Here is a 19,474-nt window from a genome sequence, read left to right as displayed (position 1 = left end):
CATGGTCAGCCGCCGCCGCATGCTGGCAGGTCTTGCCGCCAGCAGCCTTCTGCCCTCGGCCAGCTGGGCCAGCGTCGGCACCCCGGCCTTTCTGTCTGCCGCCCGCGCCCCTGACGGGCGCTTTCTGCTCGCTGGTCTGACGGACGCGGGCGAGATCAGCTTCACCATTCCTCTGCCAGCGCGCGGCCACGCCGCTGCGGCCCATCCCGCACGCGCCGAAGCGGTGGCCTTTGCCCGCCGCCCCGGCACCTTCGCGTTGGCACTGGATTGCCGCGATGGCACGGTGCTGGCGCGGCTTGAGGCCCCGGAGGGGCGGCATTTCTACGGCCATGGCGCATTTTCACCGGATGGCGCGCAGCTCTTCACCACAGAGAACGACTATGAGGCCGGTCTGGGCGTGATTGGCATCTGGGATGTGGCCGCAGGCTACCAGCGCTTAGGAGAGGTCTCCTCCGGCGGTGTTGGCCCGCACGAGATGCGCCTGATGCCTGATGGGCAGAGCCTTGTGATCGCCAATGGCGGCATTGAAACCCACCCCGACATGGGGCGCGCCAAGCTGAACCTGCCGACCATGGCACCGAATCTCAGCTATCTCGATCTGTCCGGGGCGATTCTCGAAACGGTTTCCCTGCCGCCCGCACTGCATAAGAACTCAATCCGGCACCTTGCCCATCACACCGATGGCACCGTGGCGCTTGCCATGCAGTGGCAGGGCGTTGAGGAGGCCGCACCGCAGCTTCTGGGCCTGCACCGGCGCGGCGGTGACATCACGCTCCTGCAAGCGCCAGAGCGCCTCCACCGCGCGCTGGATGGCTATGCGGGCAGTGTGGCGATCTCCGGAGATGGGCGCGCCGTGGCGATCACCTCTCCCCGTGGCGGCGTGGTGCATGTGTTTGACCTCGCCAGCGGCCAATTCCTGCAGGCGCAGCCCGAAGACGACGTCTGTGGAATCGGAGCGAGCGCAAAGGGGTTCTTTTTTGCCACCGGCACCGGCGCGGTCGGCACTCTGGGCGAGGCCGCCAGACAGCACCACCTTCAGTTTGACAATCATCTGGTGCCGATCGGCACCTGACGCGCCGGTCTTTGCCGCAGTCCTATAAAAGACGCCTGTGTTGGTCGGGGCGGAAAGGTCAGGCCCTCAATAGCGAAAACGGACAGCGAAATCGCTGCCCGTTTTTCGTTTCCGATCAATCGGTTAAAGTGGTGAGCCGTATAGGATTCGAACCTATGACCCACTGATTAAAAGTCAGTTGCTCTACCAACTGAGCTAACGGCCCACTCTGTGAGGGCGGCTTTTAGAGTTAGCCGCGGGGGGGGTCAAGCGGATTCGTAGAAAAAAATCACACGACTGGAAACTAATCTGTTTCGGGCGTATATGCGCGCAATGGATACACGTGCTCAAACCCCTCTGACGTTCATGAAAATGCATGGTCTCGGCAATGATTTTGTCGTGGTGGATGCACGTGCGCGCACATTCGATTTGACCGACAGCCAGATCACCGCGATTGCCCACCGGCAAAAAGGCGTGGGTTTTGATCAGCTTGCGGTGATCACCCATGGCGCAGCAGGCAGCAATGCAGATGCGCATCTGACGTTTTATAACGCCGATGCCTCCACCTCTGCGGCCTGTGGCAACGCCACGCGCTGTATTGCGCGCCATCTGATGGATGAAACCGGCGCTGAGTCGCTGACCCTCACCACAGATCGCGGCACATTGTTTGCCCGCGAAGCAGGCGAGGGGCTTGTCTCGGTCAATATGGGCCACCCGCAGCTGACTTGGGATGAGATTCCCCTCGCTGAGGCCTTGGATACGCTGGAACTGCCCATCGACGGTGCGCCAACCGCCACCGGCATGGGCAATCCCCATTGCACCTTCTTTGTGGAGGATGTCGCCGCGGTGGATCTGGCCGCCTTTGGCGCGGCGCATGAGCATCATCCGCTGTATCCTGAGCGCACAAATGTTCAGGTCGCCCAGATTGTGGGGGAGAATCACATCCGCATGCGGGTCTGGGAGCGTGGCGTGGGAATCACGCTTGCCTCAGGCTCCTCCAGCTGCGCCACCGCTGTGGCCGCTGCGCGCCGGGGTCTCACCGGCCGCAAGGTGCAAATTGATCTGGATGGCGGCACGCTGTGGATTGACTGGGCCGAGGACGGCGTCTGGATGACCGGCACCACCGAGCATGTGTTCACCGGCCAATTCACCGAAGCTTTTCTGGAGCGCGCCAAATGACAGCCGCCCCGCCGAAGTTCACCACCCTTGGGTGCCGTCTGAATTCCTACGAATCCGAGGCAATGAAAGACATGGCGCAGTCCGCGGGGCTGGAAAACGCCGTGATTGTGAACACCTGCGCGGTGACCGCCGAGGCCGTGCGCAAAAGCCGACAGGAGATTCGCCGTCTGCGCCGCGAAAATCCCGACGCGCAGATCATTGTCACCGGCTGTGCCGCGCAGACCGAGCCGGAAACCTTCGCCGCCATGAGCGAGGTCGACAAGGTCATCGGCAACACCGAGAAAATGAATCCCGCCACATGGCAGGGCATGGCTGCCGATTTCATTGGCGAGACCGAAAAGGTGCAGGTCGACGATATCATGTCGGTCACCGAAACCGCGGGCCATCTGATTGACGGCTTTGGCACCCGCTCGCGCGCCTATGTGCAGGTGCAAAACGGCTGTGACCATCGCTGTACCTTCTGCATCATCCCTTATGGCCGGGGCAATTCGCGCTCTGTGCCCGCCGGTGTGGTGGTCGATCAGATCAAACGTCTGGTGGACAAAGGCTTTAACGAGGTGGTGCTCACTGGTGTGGATCTCACCAGCTGGGGCGCGGATCAGCCGATGCAGCCCAAACTGGGCGATCTGGTGATGCGCATTCTCAAGCTGGTGCCGGATCTGCCGCGCCTGCGCATCAGTTCGATTGACAGCATCGAGGTGGATGAGAACCTGATGATGGCGATTGCCACAGAGCCGCGCCTGATGCCGCATCTGCATCTCAGCCTGCAACATGGCGATGATCTGATTCTCAAACGCATGGCACGGCGTCATCTGCGCGATGATGCGATCCGATTCTGCGAAGAGGCCAAAAAGCTGCGTCCGGAGATGACCTTCGGCGCGGATATCATCGCGGGTTTCCCCACAGAATCAGACGCGCATTTTGCCAATTCGCTGAAGCTCGTGGAGGAATGTGACCTCACATGGCTGCATGTCTTCCCCTATTCCAAGCGCGAAGGCACCCCGGCGGCCAAAATCCCAAGTCAGGTGAATGGCACCATCATCAAGGCCCGCGCCGCTGAGCTGCGCGCCGCAGGGGAGGCGCAGGTGGCCAAACATCTCGCCGCACAGCTTGGCAAAACCCATCACATCCTGATGGAAAACACCCATATGGGCCGCACAGAGCAGTTCACCGAGGTGCATTTTGACGCGCCCCAGCAAGAAGGCGCGATTGTCACGGCGGCGATCACCGGTGTGCAGGGGACGCAGCTGCTGGCATCATGAGACTGGGGGCCAGCCCCCATCGCGCAGGCGCGATACCCCCGGGATATTTGAGGCAAGAGGAAACGTGAGACCATGTCAGAGGCCCCGATTCTCTATTCTTTCCGGCGCTGCCCCTACGCCATGCGTGCGCGGCTGGCGGTGGCGGTCTCTGGCGTGTCTGTGGAGCTGCGGGAAATCCTGTTGCGCGACAAGGCGCCGGCCTTTCTTGAAACCTCGCCCAGCGGCACTGTGCCGTGCCTGAAAGACGGCGCAGAGGTGATTGATGAAAGCCTCGATGTGATGCTCTGGGCGCTGCGCCAGAATGATCCTGATGACTGGCTTGTCATGCCCGAGGCCGGATTCGCGCTGATTGAAGAGGCGGATGGGCCGTTTAAGCGTGCACTGGACCGCACGAAATACCACACGCGCTACGCGGATGCCGATCCCGAGGAGAGTCGCGCCGCAGCCATGCAGTTTCTGAATAGCTTGGAAGATCAGCTGGGAGACGGCTGGCTCTTTGGAGACAAACCGAGCTTGGCAGATATGGCGATCCTGCCCTTTGTGCGCCAGTTCGCCTTTATCGACAAAACCCGTTTTGATGCGGAGGCGGGGCCCAACCTTGCCGATTGGCTGGCGCGGTTTCTGGAGTCTGAGGCCTTTGCCAATATCATGCCCAAACTGCTGGTCTGGCAGGCGGGAGATGCGCCCACGGTGTTCTGCGGGCACATTGAAAAGTCAGAGTGCTAAGAGCCGCTTAGGCGGCTTTCTGAAGCGACTCGCGGGTTTTCAGAATGCCGAGCGCTGCACGGGCGGCCTCGCGGCCTTTTTCCACAAAATGCGCTTTGTAGATCGCCATATGGTGCTCGGTTTCCTGGAAATGGTGCGGCGTGAGCGACACGGACAGCACGGGCACGCCGCTGTCCAATCCGGCGCGCATCAAGCCATCCACCACGGCTTGGGCCACAAAATCATGGCGGTAGATCCCGCCATCCACCACCAGCGCGGCGGCGGCCACTGCGCCATATTGGCCGCTTTCGGCCAGATCGCGCGCCAGCAGGGGCATTTCAAACGCGCCGGGCACGTCAAAAACATCCACTTGGGCGTCCGGGATCAGCTCGCAAAACCCTTTGAGCGCCTGATCGACGATATCGGCATGCCATTGTGCCTTGATGAAGGCAAATCGGGTGTGTGTCATCGTAATCTCCTTTGGTTCAGACACGTCACCCAAGGCGATTACGTACGCATAAGGCGCAGCCCCACGGCCACACCCATCGCACGTTCTCTTTCATCCGGACTTTAACCGTCGGCTCTGGCCTCTCACCAGATCTGCTGACACGCCTTTTCTGGCTCCACATCTTATCCCAAAACCGGTTCCCACTTTTGGGGATGTGGATGTATCCAAACAAAGACGCCGCTCGCGGGCTTACGGGTCGTGCCCGCATACCGCCGGTGGGGAATTTCACCCCGCCCTGAGAACGATGGCACCTTGCCAACATGGGGTCAGCTTTGCAACATCGCGCACAACGAACGACGTGAGGTTTTTATGCACCCCAACCCAGCCTTTCGCGGCACGGCAACCGAGAAAAACCTCGCCTTTGCGCGCGAGCGTGGCTTTGGCACACTGGCGCTCTCAGGAGCGGAGGACGCACCGCTGCTGTCCCATGTGCCGTTTCTGATTTCCGAGGCGGGCGACTACGCTGATCTGCACCTTGTGCGCTCAAATCCCATGGTGCGCGCAGCCAAGTCTGCGGTGCCTGCACGCCTCGCCGTGACCGGCCCTGACAGCTATGTCTCACCTGACTGGTACGGCGTGGCGGATCAGGTGCCCACATGGAATTATGTGGCGGTGCATCTCACCGGCCGGCTGGAGCCACTTGCGAGCGAGGCGCTGCCCGATCTGCTCGATCGCCTGTCCGCGCAATTTGAGGCCCATCTGGCGCCAAAACCGCTTTGGACCCGGGACAAGATGGACGCAGATGCCTTCGCGCGCATGCTGCGCATGATCCTGCCTTTCCGGCTGCATATCGAGGATGTGCAGGGCACCTGGAAGCTGGGCCAGAACAAACCCACAGATGTGCGCCACGCCGCCGCCGCGCAGATGGCCGCACATGGGTTTGGTAGTGAAACACGGGAGCTTGCCGCCCTGATGCAATCTCCCTTTGCAGACCCTGATATGGAGTAAGAGATGTCCAAGTTGCAACTGATCCATTCCCCGGCCTCTCCCTTTGTGCGCAAGGTGAATGTCACCCTGGCGGAGACCGGGCAAACCGATGATGTGGAGCTGGTGCGGGTCAAAACCACGCCTGTGTCCACCGCAGATGAGGCCGCTGCGGCCAACCCGCTGGGCAAGATCCCCGCATTGGTGCGCCCCGATGGGCCTGCGATCTACGACAGCCGCGTGATCTGCCGCTACTTGGTGGCGCGCGCGGGGGCGGATCTCTACCCAGAGGAGCGCCTTTGGGATGTGCTCACACTGGAGGCCACCGCAGATGGTATTCTGGATGCGGCGGTGCTGGCGGTCTATGAGCGTCGTGTGCGCCCGGAGGAGATTGTCTCAGAGGCTTGGATTGAGGCGCAATGGGGCAAGGTCACCGGCGCGCTGGATGCCATCAATGAACGCTGGATGAGCCATCTCTTTGGCCCGCTGGATATGGGCCAGATCGGCGTGGGCTGCGCGCTGGGCTATCTGGATTTCCGCCATGGGGACCGCAACTGGCGGCAGGGCCGTGACGGGCTTGCGGGCTGGTATGCGGAATTTGCCAAGCGCGAGAGCATGCTGGCCACCATGCCCTCTGACTGAGCCTTGTGACTGAACTGGCTTTGGCCCGGAGCAAAGGCGCAGCGCGCCGCCGGGCATCGCCCATCCGCCCCTATGGGCGGGCGATTTTGTAATGTTAGAGACACATTCTAGGTCAACGTCCCACAGATCTGCAACGACTGGAACGGGTCACATAGACCGGCCCCCGACCCTGGGTGGGGGTGAAGCCCCCTCCCGTGGGGAGGGTCGGGGGCTGGTCGGCTTCGCCGCCTGCGTTTTGGCGGAGACCAAGCTTTTCAGATTTTAAGGACGACGCTTTAAGGGTTCAGAGCGCGGATACATAAAGCGCGCTGAACAGAAGGGAGCATCGCCCACCCGCGGACGGGCGATGCCCTGAGTTTTACTCTGCCGCGATGGTCGGCGTTTCGGCTTTCTCGACTTTCACGGCGGAGAATTTGAACTCCGGGATTTTCCCGTAGGGGTCCAGCGCCGCGTTGGTCAGGATGTTGGCCGCCGCTTCCACATAAGCAAAGGGCAGGAACACGTTGTCCGGCGCCACCGCACGGTCGGCCCGCGCCATCACGGTGACAGAACCGCGACGGGTGGACAGCGTGAGGTATTCACCCGGCTCCACGCCCAGCTTGCGCAGGGTGGAGGGGTGCAGCGAACAATTCGCCTCCGGTTCCAGCGCATCCAGCGTGGTGGCGCGGCGGGTCATCGACCCGGTGTGCCAGTGCTCCAGCTGACGCCCTGTGATCAGCACCATCGGATACTCATCGCTCTGGGTGTCATCCGGTGCAATCACCGACGCCGGTGTGAAGCGCGCACGCTTGCTTTCGCGCGGGAAGCCATCGCCAAACACAATCGCCTGACCGGGATCTTCCGGGCTCAGCGACGGGTAGGTCACCGCTTGGCCTTCCAGACGCTCCCAGGTGATGTTGTCGAGGCTGCCCATGTTGAGCTTCATCTCGGCAAACACCTCTTTGGGGTGCGTGTAAGACCAGTCCAGACCCAGACGTTTGGCCAGCTCGACCTCGATCCACCAGTCTTCCTTCGCCTCGCCCGGAGGCGGGGTGACAGGGCGGCCCATCTGGACCTGACGGTTGGTGTTGGTCACCGTGCCGGATTTCTCATACCAGGCAGAGCTTGGCAGGATCACATCGGCATAGTTGGCGGTCTCGGTCAGGAAGATGTCCTGCACCACCAGATGGTCAAGCTTGGCCAGAGCGGCACGGGCGTGATCCACATCCGGGTCAGACATCGCCGGGTTTTCCCCGAGGATATACATGCCCTTGATGTCGCCTTCATGGATTGCATCCATGATCTCAACCACGGTCAGACCCTTCTGGTTGGAGAAGTCCTCGCTTTCCCAGACCTTGGTGAAGGCCGAACGCACACCGTCGTCCATCACCGACTGATAGTCCGGCAGGAACATCGGGATCAGGCCCGCATCAGAGGCGCCCTGCACGTTGTTCTGACCACGCAGCGGGTGCAGACCGGCGCCCGGCTTGCCCACATTGCCGGTCATCAGCGCAAGGCTGATCAGGCAGCGGGCATTGTCGGTGCCGTGGATGTGCTGGCTGACGCCCATACCCCAGAAGATCATGCCGGCCTTGCCGTTGGCAAAGGTGCGTGCCGCGTCGCGCAGCAGCTCAGGATCGATGCCACAGATCGGCTCCATCGCTTCCGGGCTGAAGTCCTTCAAATGGGCTTTCATCTCTTCCCAGTTCTCGGTGAACTGCGAGATATAGGCCTCATCATAAAGCTCTTCTTCCACGATCACATGCATGATCGCGTTCAGCATGGAGACATCCGCGCCCGGCTTGAACTGCAGCTTGTGGGAGGCATAGCGCCCAAGCCCCACGCCGCGCGGGTCACAGACGATCAGCTTGCCACCGCGTTTGGTGAACTGCTTGAAGTAGGTCGCCGCAACCGGGTGGTTCTCGATCGGGTTACAGCCGATGGTGATCGCCACATCCGCGTTTTCGATCTCGTTGAAGGTGGCCGTCACCGCGCCGGAGCCGACGTTCTCCAGAAGTGCTGCCACCGAGGAGGCGTGACACAGTCGGGTGCAGTGGTCCACGTTGTTGTGACCAAAGCCCTGACGGATCAGTTTCTGGAACAGATAGGCTTCTTCGTTGGAGCATTTGGCAGAGCCGAATCCGGCAACATTCGTGCCTTTTTCTGCGCGCAGCTTTGACAGCCCACCGGCCGCCGCATCCAGCGCCTCTTCCCAGCTTGCTTCGCGGAAATGGGTCATCAGATTGCCCGGATCCACGTTCAGACCTTTGGCTGGCGCGTCGTCGCGACGGATCAGCGGCTTGGTCAGTCGGTGGGGGTGCTCAATATAGTCAAATCCGAAGCGCCCTTTGACGCAGAGCCGGTTTTCATTGGCCGGTCCGTCAATGCCTTCGACATATTTGATCTTGTCGTCTTTGACCTTGAACTTGATCTGGCAGCCAACACCGCAATAGGGGCAGACGCTTTCGACTTCGCGGTCATAGTCCGCGCTGTCACCCGCGCCGGTTTCATCCAGCATTGTGGCTGGCATCAGGGCGCCGGTCGGGCAGGCCTGAACACATTCGCCACAGGCCACACAGCTTGAGCCGCCCATCGGGTCGTTCTGGTCAAACACGATCTGAGAAGACGCGCCGCGCCCGCTCATGCCAATAACGTCATTCACCTGAACCTCGCGGCAGGCCCGCACACAGAGGTTGCAGTGGATGCAGGCATCCAGATTGACGCTCATCGCCACGTGAGAGGCATCCAGCAGCGGCACCGCCTCAGGCGCTTTGGCCGGGAATCGAGACTGTTCCACCCCAACTTGCGCCGCCATCGCGCCAAAATGGCTGCTGGCGTCGTGCTTCACCTCTGGCTGATCCGCAGCCAGAAGCTCGATCACCATCTCGCGGGCCTTCTTGGCGCGGGTGCTTTCGGTGTGGACCACCATGCCGTCGCTGGCGGGGCGGATACAGGAGGCCACAAGCGTGCGCTCGCCTTCCACTTCCACCACACAGGCGCGGCAGTTGCCGTCCGGACGATAGCCCTTGGCCGGTTTGTGGCACAGATGCGGGATCACAAAGCCGTCGCCATTGGCGGCTTCCCAGATCGTTGTGCCTTCCGGCACGGTCACATCTTTGCCGTTCAGAGAGAAGGTCACCATGTTCAGTTGTGCACCGTCAGCCATCTCAGATCTCCTCCCCAAAGTGTTTCATCACAAGGCGGATCGGGTTGGGGGCCGCCTGCCCAAGACCACAGATGGAGGCATCGCCCATCACCTGACACAGATCTTCCAGAAGCGGCTGATCCCAACTGTCCGCCTGCATCAGCTTCACCGCTTTTTCACAACCGGTGCGGCAGGGGGTACATTGGCCACAGCTCTCATCCTCAAAGAATTTGAGCATGTTTAGAGCCGCATCTTTGGCGCTGTCCTGATCAGACAGCACAACCACAGCAGCAGAGCCGATGAAGGTGCCAAGCGGTTGCAGCGTGTCAAAATCCAGCGGCACATCATTCAGGGATGCTGGCAGCAGACCGGAGGACGGGCCACCGGGCTGATAGGCTTTGAAGACATGGCCCTCTGCCATGCCGCCCGCCGCTTCAATGATGTCATCAATGGTGGAACCCGCTGGCAGCAGGTACACACCCGGTTCCGCCACACGGCCGGACACCGAATAGTTGCGCAGACCCTTGCGGCCGTTCTTTTCGACGGAATTCAGCACCTGTGGGCCAAAACGGGCAATCCGCGCCACCCAGTACAGGGTCTCCACATTGTGCACGAGGGTTGGCTGGTTGAAGATGCCGACCTGCGCCACAAACGGCGGGCGGTGACGCGGCAGGCCACGCTTGCCTTCGATCGATTCGATCATCGCGCTTTCTTCGCCGCAGATATAGGCACCCGCGCCGCGACGTACGTCGATGTAGTCTTCGGCCACGATGCCTTCTTCCACCAGATGCGCGATCTCCTTTTTCAGGATCTTGATCACACCGGGGTTCTCGTCGCGCATGTAGATAAAGCAGGTCGCCGCTTCCACAGCCCAGGCCGCAATCAGCATGCCCTCAAGGAACATATGCGGGTTGCGCTCAAGATGGTGGCGGTCCTTGAAGGTGCCGGGTTCGCCCTCATCCCCGTTCACCGCCAGATAGCGGGGGCCGGGGTTGGCGCGCACAAAGCCCCATTTGGTGCCGGACGGGAAGCCCGCACCACCAAGGCCACGCAGGCCAGCTTCTTTGATCTGCTCCTGCACCTCTTCCCAATTGCCGTTCTCACGCAGGGCGCGCAGGGTCTGATAGCCGCCATCAGCCTTATATTCCGCCAGCCCTTGGTAGTCGCCGATCTGCGGATGGGTTTCCCCGGCATGGATCGCGGCGTTCACCTTTTCATGGGTGGCATGCAGAATGTGGTTGTGGCCCACTTCGACCACAGGCGCTGTGTCACAGCGGCCCATGCAAGGCGCGCGCAGCACACGCACCTCCGACGGGTCCATGCCGATTTCGAGCGCTTTGCGCAGCTGCTCGGCACCGGCCAATTCGCAGGACAGCGAATCACACACGCGAATCGTCAGGGCAGGGGGCGGGGTCTCATCCTCGGCCACCACATCGAAGTGCGCATAGAATGTCGCCACCTCATAGATCTCTGACTGCGCCAGACGCATCTCTTCGCCCAACGCACGGATATGCGCTGCGGACAGATGTCCGTAACTATCCTGAATCAGATGCAGAAATTCGATCAGCAGATCGCGGCGGCGTGGCCTGTCGCCCAGCAGCGCCTGTATTTCGTTTAAGGCGGAATCATCCACCTGACGGCCTTTGGGCGTACGGCGTGATTTGCCGGTGCCCTTCTTTTTCCAAACGCCTTTTGAATCGTCCAGCGGTACCATAGTGCTCTCCCTACCAGATCGACATAGGGTGACATCACAAAGACTGATGATCAATCAGGCATTTCTTATCCTTAGATAAGCATTGCTTATCATGAATTCAGCTTGAGGACGGTACGTAAAGCTTCCACCGTAGACAGCCCCGGAAGCCGGTGTGGCGTGACCAAACTGACGTTCTTTTCCACCGCAGGATCGCCCAGAGGCAGGGCTACGATGTCCTGCATTTCACCCAGACTGTGCAGCAATCCTTCGGGAATCACGGTGGCCGCCACACCGTTTGCAGCCATCAGCAGTGAAGAAGTGAATTCGCCGGTCTCCGCCACCACAGAGGGCACCACACCCACGTCGCGAAACACCAAATCCAGAATGCGCCGGTTCTGCATACTCGGCTCAAGCAGGCTCAGGGGCAATTCCGCCGCCTCCGCCCATGTCGCCGTGCCGGTTTTACGTGGCGCCAGCGCCTTTGGTGCCACCAGAACATAGCGCTCTTCATAGAGCGGCTCGACCCGCATCATCTCTGGGGAGACGCCCTCGCCATAGGTGATGCCCGCATCAAACACGCGCTTTTCCAGCCCCTGCTGGATGGTCAGCGAGGAGGCCGTTTGCAGCCGCACCGTGATCGCGGGGTGGGCGGCGCGCAACTGCCCCACGGCCTGCGCGGCAAATCCCACGGCGGTGGGGATCACCGCAAGCGAGAGCTGACCGGTGACCTCGCCCCCGGCGGAGCGGAACTCCTCTTCCAGCAGTTTCATCCCGTCCATGATCTTGCGGGCGTGCCGCATCAGCGCCTCACCCTCGGGGGTGAACCCCTGAAACCGGTTGCCCCGTTTCACAATCGCCGCATTGAGCCGCTCTTCCAGTTTGCGAATGCGCATGCTGAAGGCCGGTTGCGAGACGCCACACTCCTCAGCGGCGCGCGCAAAATGCCCGTGACGTGCCAGTGAGGTGAGAAATTCGAGGTCTTTCAGGCTAATCACGGCGCAGATCTCCGAAGTGAGCGACACTGCAAGCACTAGCCGCTTTGCGTCATTGGAGCCAGTCAAACGCGAATCGACTTGGCCTCTGAGCGACCTGCAGCGCAGAGGGCTGCGGCATGTCCTCGCCGCGCAAAACCCATGGAAACCGCGTCAAAACCCATGAATTTCAGCGGTTTTGGCGATTCTTCAGAATTTTCGCACCCGCCCCTTGAGGCGGCTCAGACAGCGCCTAAGTAAGAGGTTCCAGCAGAATGTGCGACATTCGCGCCACTCTCAATCTTCTGTTAAGCGCGACACAGAGCCGCGATGCGCCTCCTGATGTGACTGCGCGCTGGACGGGTTGCACCACCTTCGTTAAAAACCGCCCATGAAAGGCTGCGGGCAACCGTGGCCGGAAAGTATTTATAGGCCGCTGTTGCGGTCGCTTAATGGAGGAACCTCGTGTCCCACGCAGAAGATCACGAAGGCACCCGCAGAGACTTTCTCTACTACGCCACCGCTGGCGCAGGCGCAGTCACTGCCGGTGCAGCCGTCTGGCCACTGGTCAATCAGATGAACCCCTCCGCGGATGTGCGGGCGCTGTCCTCGATTCGCGTGGATATTTCGGGCATTGAGCCAGGCACCCAGCTGACCGTGAAGTGGCTTGGTAAGCCGGTCTTTATCCGTCGCCGTACGCAGGATGAGATCGACGCGGCCCGTGCGGTTGCTCTGGAAGACCTGACCATCGACGCCACCAGCCAGAACGCCAACAAGCCCGGCACCGACGCTGCGGATGAAAACCGCGCGATGGATGAAACCGGCGAATGGCTCGTCATGATGGGTGTGTGTACCCACCTTGGCTGTGTGCCTCTGGGCGACGGCGCGGGTGAGTTCGGCGGCTGGTTCTGCCCATGCCACGGCTCCCACTACGACACTTCCGGCCGCATTCGCAAAGGTCCGGCCCCCCAAAACCTGCATGTTCCGCTCGCCCGCTTTGAAGGCAGCGAACTGGTTCTAGGATAAGGAACGCGATCATGTCCGGAATTCCACACGATCATTACGAGCCCAAGTCTAAGGGCGCAAAATGGGTTGAAAGCCGCCTGCCGGTGATTGGCCTGATTTACGACACCATCATGATCCCGACCCCCAAGAACCTGAACTGGTGGTGGATCTGGGGCATCGTTCTGGCTTTCTGCCTGGCGCTGCAAATTGTCACCGGCATCGTTCTGGTGATGCACTACACCCCACACGTTGATCTGGCCTTTGCCTCCATCGAGCACATCATGCGCGATGTGAACGGCGGCCATATGCTGCGTTACATCCACATGAACGGCGCGTCGCTGTTCTTCTTTGCGGTCTACATCCACATCTTCCGTGGCATGTATTACGGCTCCTACAAGGCGCCGCGTGAAATCACATGGATCGTCGGCATGATCATCTACCTGTTGATGATGGCCACCGGCTTCATGGGCTACGTTCTGCCCTGGGGTCAGATGTCCTTCTGGGGTGCGACCGTGATCACTGGCCTGTTTGGCGCGATCCCGTTTGTGGGTGAAGGGCTGCAGACCTTCCTGCTCGGCGGCCCTGCGGTGGACAACGCCACCCTGAACCGCTTCTTCTCGCTGCACTATCTGCTGCCGTTTGTGATTGCTGCTCTGGTGATCGTCCACATCTGGGCGTTCCACACCACCGGCAACAACAACCCAACCGGTGTTGACGTGCGTCGCGGCTCCAAAGAAGAAGCCCAGAAAGACACGCTGCCATTCTGGCCCTACTTCGTGATCAAAGATCTCGTAGGTCTGGCAATTGTTGTCACCATCTTCTTCGCGGTTGTTGGCTTCATGCCAAACTACCTCGGCCACCCGGACAACTACATCGAAGCGAACCCGCTGGCGACACCGGCACACATCGTGCCTGAATGGTACTTCCTGCCGTTCTACGCGATCCTGCGTGCCTTCACCGCCGACGTTTGGGTTGTGATGGCCGTGAACTGGATCACCGGTGGCATCATCGATGCGAAATTCTTCGGTGTTCTGGCGATGTTTGGTGCGATCATCGTGATGGCGCTGCTGCCTTGGCTCGACACCTCCCGTGTCCGCTCCGGCCGCTTCCGTCCGATGTTCAAATGGTGGTACGCGCTGCTGGTTGTCGACTTCATCGTTCTGATGTGGGTCGGTGCTCAGGAAGCCAAGTTCCCCTATGACTGGATCTCTCTGGTGGCGTCTGCCTACTGGTTTGCCTACTTCCTCGTGATCATGCCGCTTCTGGGTATCATCGAGAAGCCGACAACTCCGCCGGCGACCATCGAGGAAGACTTCAACGCCCATTATGACATCAAGCCTGCCGAGTAATAAGGACAACAGCCATGCTTAAGAAGCTTAGCATTATCGCATTCGCGGCACTGTCCCTGTCAGCAGGTGGTGCCATGGCCGCAGGCGGCGCGGGCCACATTCACGATGTGGACTTCTCCTTCGAAGGCCCGTTCGGCAAATTTGACCAGAACCAGCTGCAGCGCGGCCTTCAGGTCTACACCGAGGTCTGCTCGGCCTGCCACGGGATGCGCTACGTGCCCCTGCGCACGCTCGCAGACGAGGGCGGCCCGCACCTGCCCGAAGATCAGGTGCGCGCTTACGCGGCGCAGTTTGACATCTATGACCCTGAGCTGGATGACGACCGCCCACGCAAACCAACCGACTACTTCCCTGAAAGTGGTCTGGAAAGCGCACCGGACCTCAGCCTGATGGCCAAGGCCCGCGCCGGTTTCCACGGCCCTTACGGCACCGGGATCAACCAGCTGGTCAAAGGCATGGGTGGCCCGGAATATATCGCCTCGATCCTGACCGGTTACACCGGTGAGGAAAAAGAGGAAGCGGGCACCACCTTCTATGAGAACACCGCCTTCCCGGGTGGATGGATCGCCATGGCGCCGCCGCTTTACGGTGAGGATGTTGAGTATGCCGACGGCCACTCCAACTCCCTGCACCACGAAGCCGAAGACGTCTCCGCCTTCCTGATGTGGGCCGCAGAACCCAAGATGATGGCCCGCAAGCAAGCCGGTCTGACCGGGGTTCTGTTCCTGGTGGTTCTGAGCACATTGCTCTACCTGACCAACAAAAAGCTCTGGGCGCCGGTCAAAGGCAAAAAACTGGACCTCTAAGGCCTGACCTGAGCAAGATAAGAAAGACGCCGTCAACGAAAGTTGGCGGCGTTTTTTGTTTTAGAGTCGCTGTGATGGCTTCGCGCCAGGCATGTTTAGGCTGAGGTCGCCCTTGGTTGCGCTGGTTCAAGCGCTGGCCCCACCTACCCATCGCACCTGAAAAAGGGCATCAACAGGTATGACTGACCTTTCAAGAATAGCGGCCATTATGTCTGATATGGACATCTCGGTCGCCTCGGCACAGGCGCTCTCAGGCGGACACTCTCGGGAGACCTGGCTGGTCACCTGTGCAGACAACAGGCGCGTCGTCCTGCGCTTCGGAGGCGCCCACTCCCACATTGAAGCCGCGATTCTAAGCCGGTCAAAAACCGTTGTCCCTGTTCCGGAGGTCATTGCCTGTGGCGCTGGGTTTTTGGTTTCTGAGTTCGTCGAAGGCCAGACCTTGGAAGAGCTTCTCCGCGCGGGCATCGCTGCGGGTGAAGGCGAAGCGCTGGCCGCCCAGCTTGGCCAATCCGCTGCCGCGATTGGGACCGTTGAGTTTGACCGTTCCGGGTTTTTCACAGACGGCGATCTGTCGGTAGGCAAAACCCTTCCACAAGCGCATCAACTGGCACCGCTTTGTGCAGAATGGCTCAGCAAGTCAGGGCGTTTCACCTCTTCTGAGACAGAGAGATGGAAGGCGCAGTGCGCACAAAACTTCGAGATATTGACCCCTCTGAACCAGATCAGCCGCTTGGTGCACTCGGATATGAACCCGAAGAATATCATCGTGGACCGCGTCGACGGGGGCTGGAAGCTCAAAGCTTTCATTGACTGGGAATTTGCCCATTCAGGCTGCCCATTTGCCGATGTTGGTAATTTCTGCCGGTTTGCCTCGGAATATCCCAAAGGTTTCCTGCGTTCTTTTGTCAAAGCCTTTGAGGATGCCGCCCCTCTGACCACCGAGGAATGGCAACAGCAGGCACGGGTTCTGGATATGATTGCTCTGAGCGATCTGGCCTCAAGGCCGGTCGGACATGTGGTTGGCGACAAAGCAGCAGCGCTGATCCGCTCTTGGACTGCCAACGGTATCCCGCCACTCGTGTGAAAGCCCCAAAACCCTAAGTCTGCTTCCCATTCGCCCGCAGCAGATCATGGAAGGCCCGGAGCCCTCTCGCGTACCAAGCCAAGCCCCCCCAAGCTTCTCATTCCCAAAATATCCCGGGGAAGCCACCGCTTGCGGTGGCAGGGGCAGCGCCCCCAAAACCCCCGCTTCACCCCCTCACTCCGCAGCCAGCTCCGCTGTCCCCAGCCGGTTAAGCCCCTGCTCCTGCAACAATTGCAGAAGCTGCGCGTGGGGCACCTCCTGCACCGGCACATTGGCGTGCAATGCCAGCGCCGCTGCCGTGCCGGTGGCCTGTCCCATGGCCATGCATTGCGGCATGCCGCGCACCGAGGCAAAGGCCACCGGATCCGCCGACAGATTCCGCCCGGCAAACATCAGGTTGGGAATGCGTTCAGGCAAAAGCGCGCGAAACGGGATGGTGTAAAACTGCCCGGCCTCAAGCGCAGCGTGATGGGTCATCTCCCCTTCGGCGCGCATCACATCATCCACCGGGTTGTCACAGGCCACAATGCCATCGGCAAACTTGGTGGCGCGGGCCAGATCCGCGCCGGTCAACCGGTAAACCCCTTGCAGCTTGCGGGTCTCGCGCACCCCGACCGTCGGCGACAGCATTGCCATATGCGCCCCAGCAAATCCGGGCACATCGCTTTGCAGGAACTGCGCCAGCTGATGGCACCGTCTGCGCCCTTCCTGAGTCGCGGCAGCCACCGCCACGGGATCCGTGCCGTCCACGCCCCGCACATGCACCGAATTGCAAAACACCGTCCCTGGATGAAACCCGCGCATCAGGTAAAGCTGCGCCAGATCCGCGTGCAGCCGCCCCTCGGCAATGCCTTTGGCCGCATACGCCTGAAAATAGGGATCGGGATCGGCAAAGGCGCGGTCCCAGTCCACCCCCATCATGAAAAACGATATGGTCACCGCCATCATATTGCCTGAAGCATCGCCCAAGGCGTAAGGCACCCCCGCCTTGGCGGAAATGTCGCCATCTCCCGAACAATCAATGACGATCTTGGGTTTCACCGTGAACGGCCCGTGCCGGTCACAACACTGCACGGCGGAAATGCTGTGGCCCGCCATCTCCGGCGCGATGGCCATCGCCCCCAGCCGGACCTGCACAGCGGCCTCTTCCAGCATCTCGAACATGGTCAGGGTGGCCACGTCGTGGTCATAGATGATCTCAGGCCCGAAATTCTCCAGCGTGCAGGCGCGTTTTTCCGCGGCAGGCGGATCCATTGCGGCCAGCCGGTCGGTCAGCTCCTCGATCAGCCCGCCAATGATGCGGTCCATCGGGTAGGCCCCACCCCAGGGCATGCCGGGGCAAAAGGCCATCACGCCGCCCACCTTATAGGTCGCCTCCAGAAGCGTCACCGCAAGCCCCTGCCGTGCCGCCGCAATCGCGGCCCCGAAGCCCGCCGTTCCGCCCCCAATCACCAGCACATCGGTCTGAACACTGTCTTTGGCCAATTTCTATTCCCCGCCTTAAAAACCCGGCGCCTGCGCCTTTTGGGAAAAAGACGCCCCACAGCGCGCCGCAGTCAAGCAGAATGTCAGACAATAGGTGGCGCGGCTGTCCGCCAACCGTTGCCAGAGGGCAGTCGTCTGCCATCCTGCCAATATCTTCTCATTCTCAAAGTATCCCGGGTGAAGTCCCAACTTGCTTGGGACGAGGGCAGAGCCCTTCTGCTGATCCCTCAGCGAGTACCCGAACCCCAAACACAAAAAAGCCGCCCAAAAAGGCGGCTTCTTCAACTCTGTGATGCAAGTCCTGCGACTTAGCCCTGACGTGCTTTGAAGCGACGCTGGGTCTTGTTGATCACGTAAACGCGGCCCTTGCGGCGCACAACGCGGCAATCACGGTGCCGGTTCTTGAGCGAGCGGAGCGAGTTCTTGACCTTCATGGGTCTTCTCCTCATTTCGCGGCGCTGCATTGCGCCTGGGGTTACGGGACCTCTCCTCAGAGAGGCGATGAATTCATGGTGGGCGATACTGGGATCGAACCAGTGACCCCTTCGATGTCAACGAAGTGCTCTACCGCTGAGCTAATCGCCCTTTACCGACGTATACGTCCTGACCCCTAATGAAAGGGGCGCGGAAATCCGCGCCGGTGGCGGCTTCTATAAAAGGAGTCGCGGGGGGGATCAAGGGCTTTTGGCACAGTAATTTTTGCGTCTATAATTTGTTGGAACAGGAGAGACGATGCAAACGCAGGCTTATCACATTTTTGCCCCTGAATCATGCCGGACATCGGTGGTTTTTGCCTCTCCGCACAGCGGCAATGACTATCCTGAGTGGTTTATCCAGCGTTCCCTGCTCAACGCGCATACGATTCGCTCTTCAGAGGATGCCTTTGTGGATCAGCTGTTTGCGGATGCCCCGTGCTTTGGCGCGCCGTTTCTGGTGGCCAATGCCCCCCGCGCATTGCTGGATCTCAACCGCGCGGCCGAAGAACTTGATCCTGCGCTGATCCAAGGCGTGCGCAAGGTGGGCCACAATCCGCGAGTCGCCTCCGGACTTGGGGTGATTCCCCGCGTGGTGGCCAATGGGCGGGCGATCTATCACGGGAAAATGAGCCGGACCGAGGCCGATCACCGGGTGGAGCACTACTGGCGGCCCTATCACCGCGCGCTTACGAGTCTCCTCGCCGCCGCGCACAATCAATTTGGCGAAGCGATTCTCATTGATTGCCACTCCATGCCCCATGAGGCCGTCGCCGGAGCCGCCCGCCGCAGCGGTAATGCGCCCGAGATCGTGCTTGGCGATCGCTTTGGCGCGGCTGCGGATGTGGAGATCGTGGACCGGATCGAGGCCGCCTTTGTGCGCGCGGGTTTCACCGTGTCGCGCAACACGCCTTTTGCCGGCGCCTATGTGACCCAGCAATACGGCCGCCCGCACCGCCGCCAGCACGCTATTCAGGTCGAGATTGACCGCGCGCTCTATATGGATGAGGCGCGGATCGAGCCGCTGCCGGAGTTCGACAGCTTCCGCACACGGCTGCGGAGTGTCATTGCAGAGATCTCCGAGATCGGCGCGGCACCGGAGCAGGATCTGGCCGCCGAATAAGCGCGCCAGCGGCCCACCGGCGTTTCACACATCCCTGCTGAGGCTCTCTGATTCCCTCTGACGCCGCGCTTTCATTGACCTTACGTG

Annotated in this window: 17 protein-coding genes, 2 tRNA genes and 1 riboswitch; of the genes, 11 read left to right on the top strand and 8 right to left on the bottom strand. The window is 60.7% G+C overall.

The features are described 5' to 3' along the window. The first annotated feature begins 1 nt into the window (after window position 1). Complete coding sequence (locus J7399_RS06975; protein ID WP_209084935.1) at window positions 2-1,072, top strand: DUF1513 domain-containing protein; 1,071 nt, start codon at window positions 2-4, stop codon at window positions 1,070-1,072. Between the two features lie 129 nt (window positions 1,073-1,201). Here J7399_RS06975 and J7399_RS06970 read toward each other — a convergent pair. Then, window positions 1,202-1,277 (bottom strand) — tRNA-Lys (locus J7399_RS06970). Window positions 1,278-1,375: 98 nt separating this feature from the next. Here J7399_RS06970 and dapF point away from each other — a divergent pair. The 3 genes from dapF to J7399_RS06955 all read left to right on the top strand — a co-directional run bounded on the left by dapF (window position 1,376) and on the right by J7399_RS06955 (window position 4,218). Next, window positions 1,376-2,230: a diaminopimelate epimerase gene (gene dapF, locus J7399_RS06965; protein WP_209084934.1), complete on the top strand. Its 855-nt coding sequence runs from the start codon at window positions 1,376-1,378 to the stop codon at window positions 2,228-2,230. Then, the gene (gene mtaB / locus J7399_RS06960) at window positions 2,227-3,492 is read left to right on the top strand and encodes a tRNA (N(6)-L-threonylcarbamoyladenosine(37)-C(2))-methylthiotransferase MtaB (RefSeq protein WP_209084933.1); all 1,266 of its coding nucleotides are present in this window, start codon (window positions 2,227-2,229) and stop codon (window positions 3,490-3,492) included. Before dapF ends, mtaB begins: the two co-directional genes overlap by 4 nt. A gap of 72 nt (window positions 3,493-3,564) precedes the next feature. After that, window positions 3,565-4,218, top strand: coding sequence for a glutathione S-transferase (locus tag J7399_RS06955; RefSeq protein WP_209084932.1), 654 nt, complete (start codon window positions 3,565-3,567; stop codon window positions 4,216-4,218). A 7-nt stretch (window positions 4,219-4,225) separates the two neighbouring features. On the opposite strand, the gene J7399_RS06950 is transcribed toward J7399_RS06955, so the two are convergent. After that, complete coding sequence (locus J7399_RS06950; RefSeq protein WP_209057822.1) at window positions 4,226-4,666, bottom strand: 6,7-dimethyl-8-ribityllumazine synthase; 441 nt, start codon at window positions 4,664-4,666, stop codon at window positions 4,226-4,228. Window positions 4,667-4,744: 78 nt separating this feature from the next. Continuing rightward, a riboswitch (FMN riboswitch) is annotated at window positions 4,745-4,952 on the bottom strand. A gap of 62 nt (window positions 4,953-5,014) precedes the next feature. Here J7399_RS06950 and J7399_RS06945 point away from each other — a divergent pair. Continuing rightward, window positions 5,015-5,653: an FMN-binding negative transcriptional regulator gene (locus J7399_RS06945; protein WP_209084931.1), complete on the top strand. Its 639-nt coding sequence runs from the start codon at window positions 5,015-5,017 to the stop codon at window positions 5,651-5,653. Window positions 5,654-5,665: 12 nt separating this feature from the next. Further along, a complete protein-coding gene (locus tag J7399_RS06940; protein ID WP_209086043.1) occupies window positions 5,666-6,271 on the top strand; it encodes a glutathione S-transferase in 606 nt (201 codons plus the stop codon). A gap of 358 nt (window positions 6,272-6,629) precedes the next feature. On the opposite strand, the gene fdhF is transcribed toward J7399_RS06940, so the two are convergent. The 3 genes from fdhF to J7399_RS06925 all read right to left on the bottom strand — a co-directional run bounded on the left by fdhF (window position 6,630) and on the right by J7399_RS06925 (window position 12,083). Then, on the bottom strand, window positions 6,630-9,416 hold the full coding sequence (gene fdhF, locus J7399_RS06935; RefSeq protein WP_209076007.1) for a formate dehydrogenase subunit alpha: 2,787 nt from the start codon (window positions 9,414-9,416) through the stop codon (window positions 6,630-6,632). Between the two features lies 1 nt (window position 9,417). Continuing rightward, window positions 9,418-11,109, bottom strand: coding sequence for an NAD(P)H-dependent oxidoreductase subunit E (locus J7399_RS06930; RefSeq protein WP_209084930.1), 1,692 nt, complete (start codon window positions 11,107-11,109; stop codon window positions 9,418-9,420). An 89-nt stretch (window positions 11,110-11,198) separates the two neighbouring features. Continuing rightward, window positions 11,199-12,083: a LysR family transcriptional regulator gene (locus tag J7399_RS06925; protein ID WP_209084929.1), complete on the bottom strand. Its 885-nt coding sequence runs from the start codon at window positions 12,081-12,083 to the stop codon at window positions 11,199-11,201. A 441-nt stretch (window positions 12,084-12,524) separates the two neighbouring features. On the opposite strand from J7399_RS06925, the gene petA reads away from it, so the two are divergent. The 4 genes from petA to J7399_RS06905 all read left to right on the top strand — a co-directional run bounded on the left by petA (window position 12,525) and on the right by J7399_RS06905 (window position 16,306). Continuing rightward, entirely contained in the window at window positions 12,525-13,085 is a 561-nt protein-coding gene (gene petA, locus J7399_RS06920; protein ID WP_209076002.1) for a ubiquinol-cytochrome c reductase iron-sulfur subunit, read from the top strand. An 11-nt stretch (window positions 13,086-13,096) separates the two neighbouring features. Beyond that, window positions 13,097-14,413, top strand: coding sequence for a cytochrome b (gene petB, locus J7399_RS06915; protein ID WP_209057808.1), 1,317 nt, complete (start codon window positions 13,097-13,099; stop codon window positions 14,411-14,413). Between the two features lie 14 nt (window positions 14,414-14,427). Beyond that, window positions 14,428-15,219: a cytochrome c1 gene (locus tag J7399_RS06910; protein WP_209057807.1), complete on the top strand. Its 792-nt coding sequence runs from the start codon at window positions 14,428-14,430 to the stop codon at window positions 15,217-15,219. A gap of 208 nt (window positions 15,220-15,427) precedes the next feature. After that, window positions 15,428-16,306, top strand: a complete 879-nt coding sequence (locus J7399_RS06905) for a phosphotransferase (protein WP_209084928.1) — start codon at window positions 15,428-15,430, stop codon at window positions 16,304-16,306. Between the two features lie 174 nt (window positions 16,307-16,480). Here the strand turns inward: J7399_RS06905 and J7399_RS06900 are convergent, their stop codons facing one another. The 3 genes from J7399_RS06900 to J7399_RS06890 all read right to left on the bottom strand — a co-directional run bounded on the left by J7399_RS06900 (window position 16,481) and on the right by J7399_RS06890 (window position 18,376). Then, complete coding sequence (locus J7399_RS06900; RefSeq protein WP_209084927.1) at window positions 16,481-17,791, bottom strand: FAD-dependent oxidoreductase; 1,311 nt, start codon at window positions 17,789-17,791, stop codon at window positions 16,481-16,483. 308 nt (window positions 17,792-18,099) lie between these two features. Continuing rightward, window positions 18,100-18,225, bottom strand: a complete 126-nt coding sequence (ykgO, locus tag J7399_RS06895; protein WP_008562923.1) for a type B 50S ribosomal protein L36 — start codon at window positions 18,223-18,225, stop codon at window positions 18,100-18,102. A gap of 76 nt (window positions 18,226-18,301) precedes the next feature. Further along, window positions 18,302-18,376 (bottom strand) — tRNA-Val (locus J7399_RS06890). A 147-nt stretch (window positions 18,377-18,523) separates the two neighbouring features. Between J7399_RS06890 and J7399_RS06885 the strand changes: the two genes are divergently transcribed. Then, entirely contained in the window at window positions 18,524-19,387 is an 864-nt protein-coding gene (locus J7399_RS06885; protein ID WP_209084926.1) for an N-formylglutamate amidohydrolase, read from the top strand. The last annotated feature ends 87 nt before the right edge of the window (window positions 19,388-19,474 follow it).

The sequence above is a fragment of the Shimia sp. R9_1 genome (assembly GCF_017743775.1).
Classification (GTDB): Bacteria; Pseudomonadota; Alphaproteobacteria; order Rhodobacterales; family Rhodobacteraceae; genus Shimia.
The sequence above is the reverse complement of the archived record's forward strand: the minus strand, read 5'-3'. Positions and strand labels throughout refer to the sequence as shown.